This is a genomic window from Streptomyces sp. A0592 (assembly GCF_004795115.1).
GTDB lineage: Bacteria > Actinomycetota > Actinomycetes > Streptomycetales > Streptomycetaceae > Streptomyces > Streptomyces erythrochromogenes.
Window position 1 is genome coordinate 25,668 of record NZ_SSBM01000020.1, and the last position, 15,988, is coordinate 41,655.

The 15,988-nt window shown below is 68.7% G+C and carries 14 protein-coding genes; 4 read left to right on the forward strand and 10 right to left on the reverse strand.

The annotated features are described in order from the left end of the window. Positions 1-189: 189 nt before the first annotated feature. From E6U81_RS25390 to E6U81_RS41765, 7 genes are all read right to left on the reverse strand, one after another. A complete protein-coding gene (locus E6U81_RS25390; protein WP_136232409.1) occupies positions 190-1,656 on the reverse strand; it encodes a UvrD-helicase domain-containing protein in 1,467 nt (488 codons plus the stop codon). 151 nt (positions 1,657-1,807) lie between these two features. Beyond that, positions 1,808-2,692, reverse strand: coding sequence for a DUF6083 domain-containing protein (locus tag E6U81_RS25395; RefSeq protein WP_240804018.1), 885 nt, complete (start codon positions 2,690-2,692; stop codon positions 1,808-1,810). A 133-nt stretch (positions 2,693-2,825) separates the two neighbouring features. Further along, positions 2,826-3,089: a helix-turn-helix transcriptional regulator gene (locus E6U81_RS25400; protein ID WP_136232410.1), complete on the reverse strand. Its 264-nt coding sequence runs from the start codon at positions 3,087-3,089 to the stop codon at positions 2,826-2,828. Between the two features lie 1,350 nt (positions 3,090-4,439). Further along, positions 4,440-5,054, reverse strand: coding sequence for a hypothetical protein (locus E6U81_RS25410; protein ID WP_136232412.1), 615 nt, complete (start codon positions 5,052-5,054; stop codon positions 4,440-4,442). Continuing rightward, positions 5,051-5,587: a sigma-70 family RNA polymerase sigma factor gene (locus E6U81_RS25415; protein ID WP_240804019.1), complete on the reverse strand. Its 537-nt coding sequence runs from the start codon at positions 5,585-5,587 to the stop codon at positions 5,051-5,053. Before E6U81_RS25415 ends, E6U81_RS25410 begins: the two co-directional genes overlap by 4 nt. Before the next feature lie 404 nt (positions 5,588-5,991). Then, positions 5,992-8,511, reverse strand: coding sequence for a helix-turn-helix domain-containing protein (locus tag E6U81_RS25420; RefSeq protein WP_136232413.1), 2,520 nt, complete (start codon positions 8,509-8,511; stop codon positions 5,992-5,994). A 325-nt stretch (positions 8,512-8,836) separates the two neighbouring features. Continuing rightward, positions 8,837-8,968, reverse strand: a complete 132-nt coding sequence (locus E6U81_RS41765) for a hypothetical protein (protein WP_276615823.1) — start codon at positions 8,966-8,968, stop codon at positions 8,837-8,839. A 977-nt stretch (positions 8,969-9,945) separates the two neighbouring features. Here E6U81_RS41765 and E6U81_RS25425 point away from each other — a divergent pair. Continuing rightward, positions 9,946-10,479: a hypothetical protein gene (locus E6U81_RS25425; protein WP_136232414.1), complete on the forward strand. Its 534-nt coding sequence runs from the start codon at positions 9,946-9,948 to the stop codon at positions 10,477-10,479. A gap of 541 nt (positions 10,480-11,020) precedes the next feature. Here the strand turns inward: E6U81_RS25425 and E6U81_RS25430 are convergent. The 3 genes from E6U81_RS25430 to E6U81_RS25440 all read right to left on the reverse strand — a co-directional run bounded on the left by E6U81_RS25430 (position 11,021) and on the right by E6U81_RS25440 (position 12,523). After that, positions 11,021-11,212, reverse strand: coding sequence for a hypothetical protein (locus tag E6U81_RS25430; protein WP_136232415.1), 192 nt, complete (start codon positions 11,210-11,212; stop codon positions 11,021-11,023). 343 nt (positions 11,213-11,555) lie between these two features. After that, positions 11,556-12,269, reverse strand: coding sequence for a helix-turn-helix domain containing protein (locus E6U81_RS25435; RefSeq protein ID WP_136232416.1), 714 nt, complete (start codon positions 12,267-12,269; stop codon positions 11,556-11,558). Beyond that, the gene (locus E6U81_RS25440; RefSeq protein WP_276615824.1) at positions 12,269-12,523 is read right to left on the reverse strand and encodes a hypothetical protein; all 255 of its coding nucleotides are present in this window, start codon (positions 12,521-12,523) and stop codon (positions 12,269-12,271) included. Before E6U81_RS25440 ends, E6U81_RS25435 begins: the two co-directional genes overlap by 1 nt. Positions 12,524-12,877: 354 nt before the next feature. On the opposite strand from E6U81_RS25440, the gene E6U81_RS25445 reads away from it, so the two are divergent. From E6U81_RS25445 to E6U81_RS25455, 3 genes are all read left to right on the forward strand, one after another. Further along, positions 12,878-14,272: a competence protein CoiA family protein gene (locus E6U81_RS25445; RefSeq protein WP_168714736.1), complete on the forward strand. Its 1,395-nt coding sequence runs from the start codon at positions 12,878-12,880 to the stop codon at positions 14,270-14,272. A gap of 284 nt (positions 14,273-14,556) precedes the next feature. After that, on the forward strand, positions 14,557-15,108 hold the full coding sequence (locus tag E6U81_RS25450; protein ID WP_136232418.1) for a hypothetical protein: 552 nt from the start codon (positions 14,557-14,559) through the stop codon (positions 15,106-15,108). A 91-nt stretch (positions 15,109-15,199) separates the two neighbouring features. Then, positions 15,200-15,928 (forward strand): HAD-IA family hydrolase, encoded by a 729-nt coding sequence (locus E6U81_RS25455; RefSeq protein ID WP_136232419.1) that lies wholly within the window; start codon positions 15,200-15,202, stop codon positions 15,926-15,928. Positions 15,929-15,988 lie beyond the last annotated feature (60 nt).

The window sequence follows — 15,988 nt, forward strand, 5'->3', positions numbered from 1 at the left end:
CCGTCCTGGAGCACCGTGCTCTGCACTCGTGGTCGTCCGAACCGCGCAACGAGATCGGCCTGACCGAAGACAGCCGCCCAGCTGCCCGACCCGAAGGAAGGCGCCGGAGACAGGCCGTTCGGCGGCCAGCCTGTTCGGGTGGTGGAGTCGCCTGCACGTGGCCTTCGTAGCCCGAGGCGCGAGGCCGCGTCACACCGGGTTGCCGCCGGGGTGGTCATGAATCCATGCCAGGCCTCCGAGGTCGAGGCAGCCCCTGGCTCGAGTCACCGCAACGTATGCCAGGCGGGCTTCTGCGTCGTCGATTGGGCCGGGCACGGAGCGGCCCTGGGCATCGGGTTCCTCAGCGTCCTTGGGCGGTTTGAAGTCGTTGCCGATCTGGACCGTTGGCCATTCACGACCCTTGGCCTTGTGGGCCGTGGACACGGTCACCTGCGCATGTTGTTCGTCGACGAGTTGGCTGACCGCGGTCAGGAGGGCGTCGGGTGTGTGGGTGTCGATCAGGTCGACGAAGGGCTGGAGGTCGTTGCCGGCTGGGTCGTAGGCGGCGTAGTCCTGGAGTTCTCCCCAGGAGGAGAAGAGGAGGAGTTCGGGGTGGCTGGTGGGACGACCGTTCTTGAGGTCTCGGGCGGCGAGGGCGAGGCTGCGCAGGCTTTCTCCGCCGCCGGTGAGGGCGACGCGGCGGCCGGCCTGGAGGTGGGTGAGGACCTGGGTCATGGCGCCGATGTTGGTGCGGCACAGGACGGCGTCGGGGTCCTGAACGGTGTCGAGCCTGGTGGGGATGGTCTCCGTGCCTTGGAGGCGGATGGGTGCCCCTGCGAGTGCGAGCCATCGGTTGGCTTCGCGGGCGAGGTGCGGGCCGAAGCGGAAGGACTGCGTCAGGGCCAGGGGGGCACCGTCGAAGCGGGTCATGACGTCGGTGGCGCCGCGCCAGCCGTAGATGGCCTGGGCGGAGTCTCCGACCATGACGAGCTGGGCGTGTCCTCGCTGGGCGGTGAAGACCTGCTCGACGACGGGGTTGGTGTCCTGTGCCTCGTCCAGGAGGAGGAAGTCGGCGTCGATCTTCGGCTCGGACAGGGCCCACATCTTCAGGTAGTGGTCGTGTTCGAAGCGGACGACGCCCTGTTCCGGGCGCTGTAGGTCCTTCCAGGCCTTGTGGGCGAACGGGATTACGGCGGCGGCGAGTTGTTCGTGTTGGTCTGCGTTGTCCAGGCCGCGCAGGTGCGGGATGTGCCGGCTGGTGATCGCGGGGTCTGCTGAGTGGCAGAAACGGGTGAGGGTCTTCAGGACGGTGTGGGAGAAGGCTTTGACTGAGAGGTCGTTGTCTCCGATACGGACGGGTTTGGTGATGCCGAGGGCTTGTCCGGTCTTCCAGCTGGGCTGGCGTGCGCTGCCCAAGCGGGACCGGTAGCGGTGGCCGACCGCGGCGTAGGCGAGGGAGTGTGCGGTCTTGCAGGTGACGTGTGCGGGGAATCGGCTGGCGGCGTCCAGTGCGATGGCCTTGTTGAAGGCGAGGTAGCGGCCGCGGCGTCTGGTTCCTGTGGCGAGGAGGGCCAGGGTGGTGGTCTTGCCGGTGCCCGCCCCTGCTTGGAGAGCGATGTGGTCGCCGGCGCGGAAGCGGTCGGCGGCGTGGGTCTGTTCGTCCGTGGGGTTGAGCACGTGGTCGCTCCATCGCGTGGGCAGGGGGCGGTTGGATGGGCTGTTGCAGCGTGGTGATCCGGTCGGATCAGCGCGGCACCGGCTGACGGGTGTTCTCACCAAACGTCGGGGGCTTCTCCGCTGGCTGTGCTGCACGGCGTCGGCGTGACGTTCACCCTCGTCGTCGATGCCGGGCCTGGCTGGCGGGCAGCCGGGTGGCGATGTACTGGCGGTGGAGTAGGGGATCGAAGATCTCCCAGTCCTCCGGCACCATGTCTGCGGCTTTGGGAATCAGGGCGTGGGTGGGGCAGCGCTGGGCGCGCCAGCGCTGCTGTTCGGGGTGAGCGAGGTGCTCGAGGTCGTAGACGGCGATCTCGGTTGCTGGCAGTACCGGTGGGCGGCCTGGCAGGAGGGTGGTGAGCCTCCAGGCGCCGTGCGGCTTCCGGAGTGCGAGGACGCGGTTCAGGCAGCGGGTGCGTCTGCGGGTTCGGGCAACACATCGGATTTCCGCGATGGGCTGTGCGGCAAGGTAGCGGCTGCCGAGGAGGTCCACGACCAGCCTGGCGGGCCGGCACGGCGGCAGGGGCCGAGATCCGGCAGGGGCGTCTTGGCCGGGTGGTGTGAAGGTGCTGGCGTCGCAGAAGCGGCGGGTCTGCAGGGCAAGTTGCTGGCGCAGCCTGGCGAGGTGCTGTGTCAGTGGCTCGGGGGTGTCGCGTGCCGGGCAGAGGGTGCGATGGGCAATGCGGCACCAGGGGCTTCCGTCGCCCGCCGGGTAGGCGATTCCGGCTCCGATGTGCCAGCGGTGGACTTCGGGGACGGCTGCGGTGGGCAGTTCCTGCGGGTGGAGGCAGATGGGCTGGTGTTCGACGCCTTGGAACCAGTGGACCTGGTTGCCGCAGTCGGCACACGGGCCGCTCTGCGCCGTGCGGAGCAGTTGGCTGGGGCTGTCCGTGGCGACGCAGAGAGCGCGGTGGCCGTGCCGGGGTGAGCTGCTGTCCCGGAGGCGGCCCGATCGGGCGTGGGTGGAGCGCATGGCCGGGAAGATTCCAGCTGACACGCTGCGTTCGTAGGGTCCACACCGCCACTGTCGCCCGACCGGCCCAACCGCTGTGGGCATATCTTCGGGCATCGATCATTCGTTCCGGCTGCATCACCGGTTCGGGTGGTCTGCGGGCGGGAGGAGTCGAGGCCTACTGGTTCTCGCCGCCGGGCGGTGTGTGGCCGTCACAGAGTGCCGCGAAGAGGCCGCCGAGGGGGACGTCGAAGGCGTGGCCGAGGGCGTGCCAGGTGGGCAGGGAGCCGGTGGTGCGGCCCTGCTCGATTTCGATGAGGGTGCGCCTGGACAAGCCAGTCCGGCTGGCCAGTTCGTCGTAGGTCCATCCTCGCTCGCCCCGCAGGCGCGCGAGCTTCATGCGGAGCGCGTCGAGGTTCGGGTCGGGCGGCAAGATCGTCACCACACCATCGGACGGTGCAGACCCCTGCCCTGTCAGTGCAGACCTCTGCCCTATTTCCGCAGGTGACACCAGCCTCGCGCAGGGCAGAGGTCTGCACTACGGTGCGGCCGTCGCCCGACTCCCCGCTGGCGGCCCGTCTACGGCGCAGGCCTGGCGGTCGACAAGGAAGGCCGGCCGATGAGGCTCTGGACGCCCCACCTGGCAGTGCGGCGCACGTGGACCGTGGAACTGCGACCGCAGCCCCACGGCCCTCAACTCGCCTGCCCCCAGTGCGGCCCGGCGAGCGCACGCGTGCGCGGTGCGACAGCCCGCTCGGCCGCACTGGCTCACCTGGCCGGGCATGCCAGGCTCGACGCTCTACCAAGGCATCTGCGGACCTGCCAGTGCCACGAACGAGGCTGCCGCTGGCACCCCCGACACCGTGGCTGCGGCGGCCCAGTCGTCCTCGCCCTGGCCCGCGAACGCGGCGGCCGCCTGTGGCGGCTTGCCGACGTCTGCACCAACTGCGCCGCTGCCACCCACGATGCCGCCGTCGTCCCCGAGACACCGGCCTGCCCCCCGCCCGTGCGGAGCAGACGACGCCGCTCCCCCGCACCTTCGGGTCTCGGCCCTCAGGAACGGATCCGCGACATGCTCTCGTACCTCGCGACCGCCCTCCCGCCGTCCGTCATTCCGCAAGCGCGCCTCCTCGCCCTGCAGTGCGCGCTGCGCTCCGACCGGTACGGGACCGTGCGAATGCCTACCGGTCTCCTACGCGGCATGCACCTGGCGAACCCGGAATCCGGGGCCTGGCAGGAGCTGGAACAGCGCCTCTGGCTTCGCCACTCATCAGTGCCTTCCGGAAACCACCAGGCACAGCTGCTGGACGCGACGGTCCTCACTCAGGCGCCGGGCCGTGTCCTGCGGGCACAGGCAGCCGATCTGGCTCTGCGTGCTGCCCACTCCCCCGCCACCCGCGCGCAGCCCGTCGCAGTGCGGGTGGCGGCTGTAGTCCTGACCGCCCACCTTCCTTCCAGCGGTGCGTGCGGAAGCGCCGACCTTGCAGACTTCGCCCGGCTCTGCGGGTTGTCCGAGGTCCGCCTCAGGGAGAGCGTGCAGGGCCTCAGTAGCACCGGTGCGTTGTCTGGCTGGTCGTTGCACTTTTCGGCGGGAGACCTGCACTGGAGGCCGGCTGCTGCAGATACCCCAAGACGGAATCCTTAGGAGCGCCGACCGTCGAATCCATCGCAGCACCGTAGGTCCGCACGGCAGACTGCCGCGGCACCGATGAGGCGGAGGCCACCGGTTCTCGTGAGAGCTTTCGAGAACCGGTGGCTTGTTCGTCAGAGATGCTGTGCCGTGCGCGTGAGCTCAGTTGTTCCCCAGCAGTTCGAGAATCGCCCTGACCGCCTCCACGACCGGCTGCGCGACAGCGCCCGCCGTTGCGGCGATTCCAGCGGCCGTCAGGAGCGCCCGACGCCGGTCCTCTGCGCTGACGGGCTTCGTCGGATCGTCGTCCCTCAGATACGGCAGTACGGCGTCGATGCCTTCGGCCACGTCGGAGGATGCCTGAGCCTGGAACTCTTGCAGCTGCTGGCACAGCCTGTCGAAGGCTTGCTTCGTCTCGGCCTGCGTGGATCCTGCCTGGGAAGAGACGATGCCGATGTTGTGTTGCCCCTCGGCCATGTTGACCGTGTATCCGTAGTAGGCAGTGCTGCTGCCGGCTTCGGCGGCCCCTTCTGCGTGTCGGCGACGGCGGCGCTTACGGTCGCCGGGGGTGTGGGGTGAGCCGGCCTGCTCTTGCCTACGGGATACGGAGCGGGTCTCTTCTGCCATGGCGGCGTCCGGCCCCACGATCACGGCAAGGCCGTGTGAGAGGTCCATGCCGCCTTCGAGGGAGGACAGCACTGTCCGGTCAGCGGCCTGCAGCCAGGCATCCAGCTCCGGGTCGTCGTCGGGTGTGAACATGTCTTGGTCCTCGCTCATCGGACACCTCCTCGCTGGCTCCGGCGGGCCTTGAGCGTGGCGCGGGCTCGGCACAGGTTCTGCCGGACAGATTCCTTGGTGATCCCCAGTTCGTCGGCGATTTCCGCAATGGTGTAACCGTCATAGAACCAGGCCATGACCTGTCGTTGCCGTGAAGGTAGGTCGGCCAGCGCCGTGTATACCTCCCGCTCCTGGTCACTCAGTTGGATGTTGGTGGGCACGTGTGACTCGGCTCGTGTCGTGGGGAGTTCGCCGGGCAGGTCTTCGCGCAGCCTGGCCCGGAGATAGACCCGAACCGCTACGGTCCGCAGCCAGCGTGCTGGGTATCGGATGGTGCTCCACTGGGGGTATGCCGTGGCGAAGGCCTCGTGTGCGGCGTCTGCTGCTTCTTGCGGGCTTGCCCCGTGCTTCATGATGAAGCGGGTGAGTAGGGGCAGTTCGCGCCGGTACGTTTCTGGGAAGTCCTGCCGCTCCGAACCTGTTCCGTCTCGGCGTGCTGGGTCTGTCTGCCGCACTGCTGCGTCATCGATCACGAGCGGCCTGGCCGTGGGCGATCGGCTGCCGTCCGACCTCGATCGTGACCTCGTCTCCGGCAGCGGAACGCATCCTCACCCGGCTGCCTTGCGGGAGCGCCTCGGCCATGTGCATCCCGGCACGGTGCTGGGAAGCGGCGGACTCCGAGTCCCTGCGCGACCGGAACCACACTGTCAGACAACGGGCTGCGTACACCGCGACGCATAGCCCGGCGGTTATCCACGAGGCTTCCATCGCCTCTCCTCCCCACGTGTCCGGTGAACTGCATTGGCCGCCCGCTCTGGCCGGCTGTTGCTTAGTACCTGGACCTGGCTCGCGTGTGACACCTGCTGGCGAAATGTATGGCGTCTCACCTACCGCGGTGGGCTCCAGGCAGGGCCTCTCCATGCCATGGTGCAGGCCGTCAGTGGCAAGGCCATGGCTCCCTGGCGCCGGGTTTCAGGGGGTGATTGGAGGGCGTTGGCGTGTTGGCGCGGTAGATGGTGAGGCGGCCGTGGACGTCGTGTTGTTCGCCGGTGAAGGCCTGCGTGCAGCCGCCCGCACTGACGGTGTAGGTGTGTGGGAGAGCCAGAGGGTTCGCGGCGCCGGCCCTCAGTGGGTCGGCGGGAGCGTCGAAGAGGTACAGCGACGTGCTGGTGCTGTCGGTGGCGAGGTGGGGGCCGACGGCGGGGTTGAGGGCAGTGTCCTTGATGTCCTGGGCATTGGTGAGGGCGGTGCGGAAGGTTGCGCGCAGGCGGCGCAGCGCTGCCGGTGTGATGGTGCTGCGGGTGGGTTCCGTGCCGGCTTGGAGGCCGGCGTGGTGGCCGAGCGGTGTCTGGGAAATCAGGAGGGCCAGGAGGACGGGGACGGCCTTGTGGGTCAGGGCGGCGGAGGCGGCCTTGAGGCGGTGGGCGTTTGCCAGGGGCAGGGAGAGGGCGAGGCTGCCGATCTCGTTGCCGGTGCTGGCTGCGACGGCTCCGCAGACCACTTTGTTGGCGTATTCGCGAATGTCGTAGACGGGCTGGCCGGGGGCCAAGCGTTCGAGGGTGTCGATGAGGTGACGGCGGTTGGTGATGGTGCGCCGTGTGAGCCGGGCGGTGCGGTGACGGGAAAGGTGGTCGGCGCGCAGGTCGGGGGGCAGTTGGGTGAGCAGGCACTTGCCGACTGCGCTGGCGTGGGCGGCGGCTTTGAAGTCGACCCACTCGTGGACTGCGGGGGCGAGCGGCCCGTCGGCCATCTGAAGGATCTTGACTTCGCCATCGACGTAGCGGGAGAAGTAGACGGCGGCGCCGAGGATGTCGCAGGCCAGGGACAGGGTGTGCCTGAGCTGGAGGTCGACGCCTCCGGGGGCTGCGAGGCGGTCCAGTGCGGGCCCGGGGGTGTAGACGCCTTCGGCGACCTCGACGGCGAAGTCTTCCTCGCACAGCATGGCGAGGATGGGGGTGAGACGGGCGGTGGCGATGCCGGTCTCCTGCGCGATCGTGGAGACCTCGGCGCCGACGGCGTGGCGGTCGATGATTTCCACGACGGTGTAGGCGACGCGCGCCTGGAGCAGCGTGTCGCGCTGTGAGCCGAGTTCGGCGCCTTGCTCTGCTGCCGTTCCGGTGTGGGGGCGTCCTGGGACGAGTTTGGACCAGTCCGTCGGCACGGGTGCGGGGACGGTGATTTGCGCTGGGCGGGAGCGCGGGCGGGGTACTGAGCCGGTGTTGGCGGGACCGAGTGTGAGCATGACGGTGTCGGACAGGGGGACTTCGGCTGTGCCGCGCAGGTCGGCGTCCTTTTGGAGCTGGGACATCACGCGCTGGGGTACGGCGAAGCGTTCGGTGAAGCCGGGCAGCGTGAAGTGGTGGTCTGGGCCTTGTGTGCGGGCCGGTGTACCAGTGCGGGACGTGCTGTTGGTGCGGGGCGGGCGCACGGTCGGGTAGAGGGCTGTGTAGAGGTCCCGGAAGGCGCGCAGGTGGTGGTTGCCCTGTGTGGTGAGTTGGGCGGCTGCGATGTCACCGAAGGGTTCCTGGCGTACGAGGAAGCGGGGCAGGAGCTGTGTGGTGTCGTGGGTGGCCAGGAGGGTGAGCGGCACCCAGGTGCCGGCTGGGTTGGCGCTGAGGTCGGTCAGGTCGACTAACGCCTGCCAGACGTCGGAGGGTTGTCCGGTGCGGTGGAAGGCTTCGAGGCGGGCGGCTACCTGTGTCATCTCCTTGCCATAGCGGTGTCTGTGCTGGGCTAGTACGCCGCGGGCTCGGTGCTGACGGGCGGGATCGGTGTCGTACTTGGCGACAACGTGCTCGCGTTGGATGAGGACGGCGCGCTGGCGGAGTTCGCTCAGGAGGTGGCCGAGGATGGGCTGGAGGCGGTGGGGTGTGCGGCCGTAGAGGCCAGCCAGGGCTACGACGAAGGGGTCCTGGGCGGGCGGCTGGCGCCATTGCCCGTCTTGACGCACGTAGGTCTCGGCGAGGTTTCTCACCAGCTCTGTGGCTTGGTCTTTGCGGTCGGTGACGGCGGGGATGTTGTCCACGGCTCGGTCGAGGGTGGAGTAGGAGACGGCGAAAAGGTCGGCCAGGTCGTCGAGGAAGGTGTGGCGCTGTGCCGGGACGATGCCCTGCTGCTCGAATTTGCGGTAGGCCTTGGCGGAGACTCCGAGGGTCTGTGTGACGGTGGCCGCGGTGAGGGCGGCCGCGCGACGCAGATCGGCGACCGCCCAGTGGTCCCTGTTCCATGTACGCATAAGGCGCGTGGGCGGGACGTTGAGGACTCGGGCCAGTTCAGCCACCCGCTTGGGGTCGGGGACTGTGCGGCCGTTCTCGTAGGCCACGATCTGGGCCTTCGAGGCGCCGACCAGTCGTGCCAGTTCAGCGGCTGTCAGGCCTGGGTTGCCGGTGGCGGTGGGAAAGCCCCATCGCAGTCGCTGCAGAGCCCCAGGATCGAAGTCGCTGAGTCCGCGCGCCACCTTCGCCCCCTTTTCATGCCAGGGTCATTTCACTGACCCTGTCGCTGCCTTCCGCCGGGTGAACTGATCCCCCACCGAACCGATGTCACCTGCGGCGATGTAAAATTAGAGGCCGTGTCACTGGTCGCGAGAGCCAAAATGCGCGAACTTGGTGACTGCCGAGCCCTTTGTGATAGGCGGCGGAAGCGGCCTGGCCGTGGACCGTCCGCCGAACACTGAAGGTGCCCTGCACCCCCTTTGCGGTGACGAGCCTCCGAGGGGCGCAGGGCGGCGGTGGAGCTACGGCTCTGGTGGGTCCCCCTGTGCCTTCAGGGGGGCCTGCCGTCTATAGGGCGTCGTCGAACAGGCGGCGCAACAGGGTCGCAAGGCCCTGGAGCGTCAGCCAGACGAATGCGGCCTTGACGTACTTCCAGATCCGCTTCTGCCACCCGCCTTCGTCAGACGGGTTGTCAGTCACTCCACTCCACCTCCTCTCCCGGGCCGGTCTCGATCGACCCGCCGTCCGGCGTCGACCGAGCTACCGTGACCATGAGGAGGAGGCACTTCGAATGCTACCGGCTCTCGGGCAGGTCACCTCTCTGCTCCACCGCCTCACATTCGTCAACTCCGCTGCAGAATAAGAGCCTGATGAGAGGCCAGGCGCGGCAACCAGGTCCGGGGAATGCCGCTGACGTGCAGTGATGGAACGCCGGCGCTACGAGGCGCGTGATCCCTCATCTGCGAGCGCCGGTGGCAAAACCGGGGCGCGCGTACACAAACTGAAAATGGCATATGCCGAATGGGGTGTTTTCACATCACCCTTCGAACGCTCATGCTTTATGTGACGCAAAGCCACGGCCAGTGGGAGGCGAGTCCGGCTCAGTCGCCACGCCCGCTCCGGGTGGCGCCCAGGACATCGCGCGCGGCTTCTGACCATCCCATCTCAGCCCACCGTCGGCTGCGGCGCCAGCGGCCAGTCCGAACACGTACCTACGCTGGCATCGCCCCACGACTCCCCCGGCGTCGCGGCACCGAGAACCGCTCGATCGCAGCCGACGGGCACGTCACGCAGGTGCCGCCTATGCCGCCGACGCAGGTGGCACTGGGTTCTCCCCGGCAGGGCGCGATGCAGGCTCGGGGCCGGAAGTGACTCCCGCGCGTCCGTCGGCTTCCACAGCCAACACTGAAGCGGGCACTGACAACACGTGCGCGCCTTCGCCGTGTGGCTTCACCGGCATGGCTGCCTGAAAGCCGTCGTCCATGCTCTCGCGCAAGGTTTCAGGGACCTCGTCCGTGCCTCTTTCGGCGGATCTCGGTACGTGGGCGTCTTGGCCGGTGCAGCCTGAGTGGTGGGGACCGGCGGGTCGGCCGGCCCGATCACTTGCTGCCGGAGGGGTTGGTCGACGTGGACAGCGTGCTCAAGGCGTTGGGGCCGCGCATGAGGGGTCGGTGGGGGTGCTGCTGGCCGACGGCAGCGAGCCGGGCCCGGTCTACTTCGACGTGGGCAGCGGCCCGACGATGCCGTCGTCGACCGAATGGCACGCCTACGACGGCCGGCACGGTCGGCCCCGCGCGGCACTCCTGCGAGGCAGCTGCTCATGCGGCTGGCGAGGCGTGGCCGAGTACCCGCTCGACTGGGCCGCCCTCGCGAAGGATGCCCCCCTGTACGAGGCAGACGTCGATCTGTCCGGGCCTGTCGCGGACTACGGCGCCCACCTGTCGGTCATCCGGGACGGCACCGTCCAGCTCCCCGTGCAGCTCACCGATCTCCTCACCGAACTCGTCTGCCAGCTCAATGAACTGGCCGCAGATGAACCGCTGGTTGCATTGAAGGCTCTGGCGGACCTGCGGTACGTCATCGCCGAGATCGGCCAGGAAGCCGCCTTCGAGCTCGCCGCCGAAGACGTACCCATCAAGCAGGTGGCGACCGCTCTTGGCACAAACGAGGCAGCGGCCCGGAGTTACCTCAGGAGCTGTCGCACATCCTGACCCCACCCCGCGCAACACCACATCCCCGCGCGTCGCGGCACTCAGTCCTGCGCAGTGGCGCATCTCAGATAAACGGCGACCCGGGTAATGGGCAACCTGTTCCCCTCGCTACAGCCCGAGATCACTGCGCGCTGCAAGCTGTCCGGGGCCGCTGGTCCTCTCCCCCCAACACACACGACGACACGTGGGTGACCGCGGCCTCCGGCCTCGATGTCGACCACCTGGTGCCGCGGGCGAACTCCGGGGCCTCAGCGAAGCGCCGCGACGGCCTACACCAACGACCAGCACACGCCTGCATCGTTGATCGCGGTCACTGCGAAGTCCAACCAGGCCAAGGCCGGCAAGGAACCGCCGACTGGCTGCCCCCGACCGCCACCTACCACTGCACATACGTGATGGGCTGGGGCGAGTCCAAAGCCCCCTGGAATCTGGCATCCGACGACCTGGAGCGCGAAGCGCTTCTCGGCCTGGCAGAGGACTGCCCGGCACCACCGTCACCTACGAAACCGCCCCCGTCGGCACCGTGTGAGCCCTCCCGTTCCTATAGGGGGAGGGCCAGCCGGGACCCGATTCGAAAGCGCATTTCCCCGGCGGCATAGCGGACCTCATCGCTCTGTGCATCGTCGTCCAGCGTTCCGAGGAGCACCATCAAGGCCCGCGCCTCGTCCTCACTGATCAGCTTCAGGCGTGGCTCGGTGAGCCCGTCGAGGAGCACGTCCAGCATCTCGTCCATGCCTGGAACAACGCCGGACCGCGCCGTGCGTCACCCGCGGTGCGGAGAGTACTGGGGGTGCTGTCCGGTTCGAGCGATGCCGAAATGGCGGAGGCTCGCTACGGGCACAGCAGCTGGTGAACTTCGTCCAACACGTATCGGTTCCGCGCGTCGCCGGCCTCCTGGAAGTGCGCAGAGCATGGGACCTCCTGCCCCGCCTGGGCGGTCGGTTGCCCCACGCGGGGCCTGAGGCGGTCATCATCCATGGTGGATGGCGGCGGCCAGGTGGTCAGCGGCTCGCAACGCGGCACCCGCCAGCTCGAGGGCAACCCATTGCCAGCCAGGGTTCAGTCGGGTCACCCGGTCATCGGGGCCGCCAGGTGCGGATCTCGAGGTGGAGGATGCGGGCGCCGGGGTGGATGCGGCCTGTTTCGACGAGCCATTGGTGGATGGCAGCCGTGACGTCTCCGCCGCACCGGTCGGTGCGCTCGGCGAAGTCATGTGCGTCGAAGCCTCCGGTCGCCGAGGAGCCGTAGGAGCGCTCCTCTGTGTGGTCGGTGTGCTGGACGACGTCGCGGCGGATGCCGGGTGAGTCGGTGCGGCTGCCCGAGGCGAGAACGTATCCGGACTTGAGGAGGCGGACGGTGAAGGCGAGACGCAGGTTCTGCCGGGCGGCTTCTCCGATCAGGCCGCGCAGGCGTGTGGAGCCGGAGGCGATGGCCTGGGCGCCGGCGCGGCCGGTGCCGGTGCCGGCGGGGGTGACGAGTACGGCCTTGGTGCGCACCCGGGCGCGGGCGCCGGAGGCGGTGGCTCGGCGGGTGATGTGGGGGGCGGCGATGGCCGCGAGTTCGCCGGGGTCGGTGATGCCGGCGGTCTGAACGGCTTGGAGGACGCGGGTGAGGGCGGGGACGAAGGCCGCGCCCTTGTGGCGTGTGTAGAACTGGGAGACCAGGGACGGGTCGCGGCCGATGATGCGGGCGACGGTGCGCTTGGTGAGCCCGGCGGCCCGGAGTTCGTCGGTCAGGCGGGCCGCTTCGTTGGGCTGCGGGTCCGGGGCGGGGCGGCGGCGGGGAGGCATCAGACCTCCGCGGAGGAGTCGGTGGACCGGTCCTGGAGTGCTGCGCGTCCGGCGTCGCGCAGGTTGAGGAGTTCGTCCTCGGTCGTCGGTGCGGGTACGGGGCCGGCGAGGTGGCCCTTGTACAGGTAGTCGCCGGGCTGGCCGTGGTAGGGCCAGTTCTGGGGTCCTGTGAGGTAGACGGCGTCGGTGCGGAAGGCGACGACGCTGCCGGGCGGGGCGTGGAGGGCACCGACGTAGGTGTTGTCCTCACGCATGCGCTGGGACAGCAGGGCGGACCGGGCCGAGGACCAGACGCCAGCTGCCCACTCGGGGTGGGCGTAGGGGTCGCGGGTGAAGCCGGTGGGGCACCGGGCAGGCGACCGAGGTGAAGAGGCGGTCGGGCGCTCATCGCCCTTCAGGCCAAGTGGCCCCCACAGCCTTGTCGGCATCGGGTCCGTGCTGCGGTGGGTGGCGCTCGGCAGGGACGGGCAGGCATCGGGGTGGTGCGCTCCGCTTCTACCGGGGGCTGGCAGGCCTGGGGCGCCCAGCGCGGTAGCGGGGTTGGCCGAGGCTGTTGTCGGCCCTGCCTGCTAGGTATGGGTAGTTGGGTTGTGCGGGAGGAGGGGCTCGTGCCGTACACGACTGTGCATGCGATCTGGGGGCGGCTCTATGCCGGACTGCCTGACTTGGGGTGCGGGATCACCTGGGAGGACGTCCACAAAGTACGGCCCCGTCCCCCGTTGTCGTGCCCGGACTGCGAGGGCGCGATGAGCGCGGTGCTGCGTAGCGGCACGAGGTTCTTCGCACACCACGGGAAGCGGCCGGAGGACTGCCCGCTGGAGAACGAATCGTTCGAACACCACATGACGAAGCTGGTGCTGCTCGGGGCGATCCGGGATGCGGGCTGGCACGCAGAACTGGAGGTGTCCGCGCCCGACAAGTCCTGGCGTGCGGACGTGATGGCCACCTCTATGGACGGCAGCCGGCGGATGGCATGGGAGGCCCAACTGTCCCCGATCACCATCGACCACATCAAGGAGCGAACCGACCGGTACGCGGAGGCCGGCATACAGGTGTGTTGGGTGTCACCGCACGCACAGACTCCGAAGTGGATCGACGAGGTGCCCGCGGTGAAGGCCATAGCACCGGAGGCCGGCGGGGACTGGTCGGTGGACGACGGTGTCGCCGCGTTCGACTGGTCTTTCGGCGCGTGGGGCGTGCGGGTGACTCCGTTGCCGGCGTTCGTGCGGTGGGCGCTGGACGGGCAGGTCAAGCCGGTAGTCAGTCTGCGCCGCTATCACCGGGTGAAACGGCGCGTGGACGGGCGGGTGCGGGTACTGCGACGGGGGATGTGGTGGACGTCAGCGAATTCGGCCCGTCTGCAGGCTGAGCACGAGGCGATGCGGCAGGGCCAGGAGAAGAGGAAACGGGTCGCGGAGGAAGCTCGGCGGGCGGCAGAGGTGGAGGCAGAGCGCGTCCGCCTGGAAGGAGCCGCACGGGAGGAGGCTCGCCGCCTCGAGGAGCTGGAGGAGATCAACCGCAGGACGCGGAAGGTGATGGCTGAACGGCACGCTCTGTGGCTGAAGGAACGGGCGGAGCAGGTGGCTCGGCGCAAGGAAGCGGAGGAACGGCGGCTGCGCCAGGAGGCTGAGGAAGCGGAGCGTGCCTCACGGGCCGAGGCTGAGGGCGCAGCGTGGTGGGGACTGCTGTCTGAGGCGCAGGTGCGGGAGTTCTTCGAGGCGGTCTCCGCGCATGCCCAGCGGGAGCATCATGTGCGGCTGCGGGTTCCGGACGAGCTCCGCACCGATCACCGCTATGGGCACGGCGTCCCGCTGTACGCGACGTCCGGGTACGTGTACGGGGTGGCTCGGCCGTGCCCCGGCCTGGCGGTACCGCCGCACACCTTCGGGCAGCTGATGGTGTTCGTCCGGAACCGGGCAGAGGCCAAGGTCCTCAGCGACGTGAAGTGCAGGGAGCTCGTGGTGTTCGACCTGCCGGAACACGAGCAACTCCTCTTCGGATGAGCGGCCCTCCCCCACGTCGGCAGCCCCGCGGGCAATGAGCGTTCGAGGTCGGCCCAGCGCGTGAGGGTGGGATCGCGCGGTGCGAAGCTGCAAGGTGGGCAGCACAGCTGCCCGACTCTCCGAGCGACCTACCCAGCCGAATCGCACCGGCCCATGCCGCCGAGGGCTTTAGAAGCCGTTGTCGTACCGAACTTGATCGGGGGGGGGTCCGCAGTTCAGGCATGATGCCGGCATGGCGAGGCATGCTCGGGCCGTTGGGTTGTCTCGTTGGTGGAGGTGCCGGGATGGCGTCGGTGGTGGGTCTCCTGGAGGAGCGGGAGCTGGCCGCGCGTGAGCGCGTGGAGGAGCTTCGGGAGGTGGTGTTAGACGACTCTCAGCGTGGTGATGAAGCGGAGACGGCCTGGCACGAGTGGCTGATTGCCCGGCAGCGCGTTGGCGAGGTTCTGTCCGGGCCGCGGCCCGGACAGGCAGGTGAAGCTGGCCCGGGAGCCGGTGAGTCTTCCGGGTCGGAGCCCGCGACGAACGCGCCCGCCGAGGTTCCCCTACCGAGGGCCGCGCGATGGGGCTCGATCGTCCCGGTGTGGCGTCCCGCGCTTTCCATGGACGCGCTCGCTCCCCACTACCAGCGCATCCTTGCCACGCTCACCGAACAAGCATCCGGCGGGAAGCCAGTGATGTCCTGTCAGGAGATTACTGCCGTACTCGGCCTGGAGCCGGTTCCGGAAAGTGTGGAAGGAGTTCGGTCGAAGATGAAGCGGCTGGCCGACCGGGGCTGGGCCGACGAGCCCACCCCGGGACGGTTCACGCTCGCCGCCGGGCCAGCCGGCGGCTCATGAGTATCGTCATCGACCACAGCACCATCTGCTCATGCACGGCGGGGCAGCGAATCGTCTCGTCCTCGCGTGATCGCCAACGAAAGAGCAACCGATGCAACCGATTGTCCTATTCGACCTAGACGGCCTTTTGATCGACTCCGAGCCGATCTGGGACGCGGCAAAGCGTGAAGTGTTCGGTCCGCTTGGCCTGCACCTCACAACGGAGATGCAGGCGGCGACGCGCGGGCTGCGGCAAAGGGACATGGTGGCCTACTGGTTCGATCGGGTCACCATTCAAGCCGACCCCGACGACGTCGAGCAGCAGATCGTGGCCGCCGTGTGCCGTAGGTTGGAGGGAGTGGAGCTGAAACTCGGCGCCGAACACGCCGTCGCAGCGTGCGCGCGTGCATCGAGGGCAATGGCCGTTGTGTCATCTTCGCCGGAGTCGGTGATTCGGGCTGCGCTCGCGAGCACCGGCCTTGACCGATCTTTCCATGCCGTGTTTTCGGCCGAAGACGACGAACACGGCAAGCCCCACCCGGGCGCCTATCTCCGCGCAGCCGCCGCCCTCGGCGCGTCACCCGACGAATGCATCGTGATCGAGGACTCGCTCAACGGCGTCCTCGCTGGCGTGTCAGCCCAGATGACGGTCGTCGCCGTTCCCGAGGCCGCTGATCGCTGCGATCCTCGCTTTGCGATTGCCGCTCTCGTACTGGAGTCCCTCAAGGATCTCGATACCTCTGTATTCGGCGCGTATGTGTCCAGGGGGAGCTGGGACGCCACGTGGGCATCGCGTGCTGCGGATCCTCAACCGTTCCGCGAACCAGATCGTGCTGTATGACGCCCTCGATCGCGGGTTCGGGCCTTCACGGGTGAAGGCCCGAGCCCACCCCGGGACGGT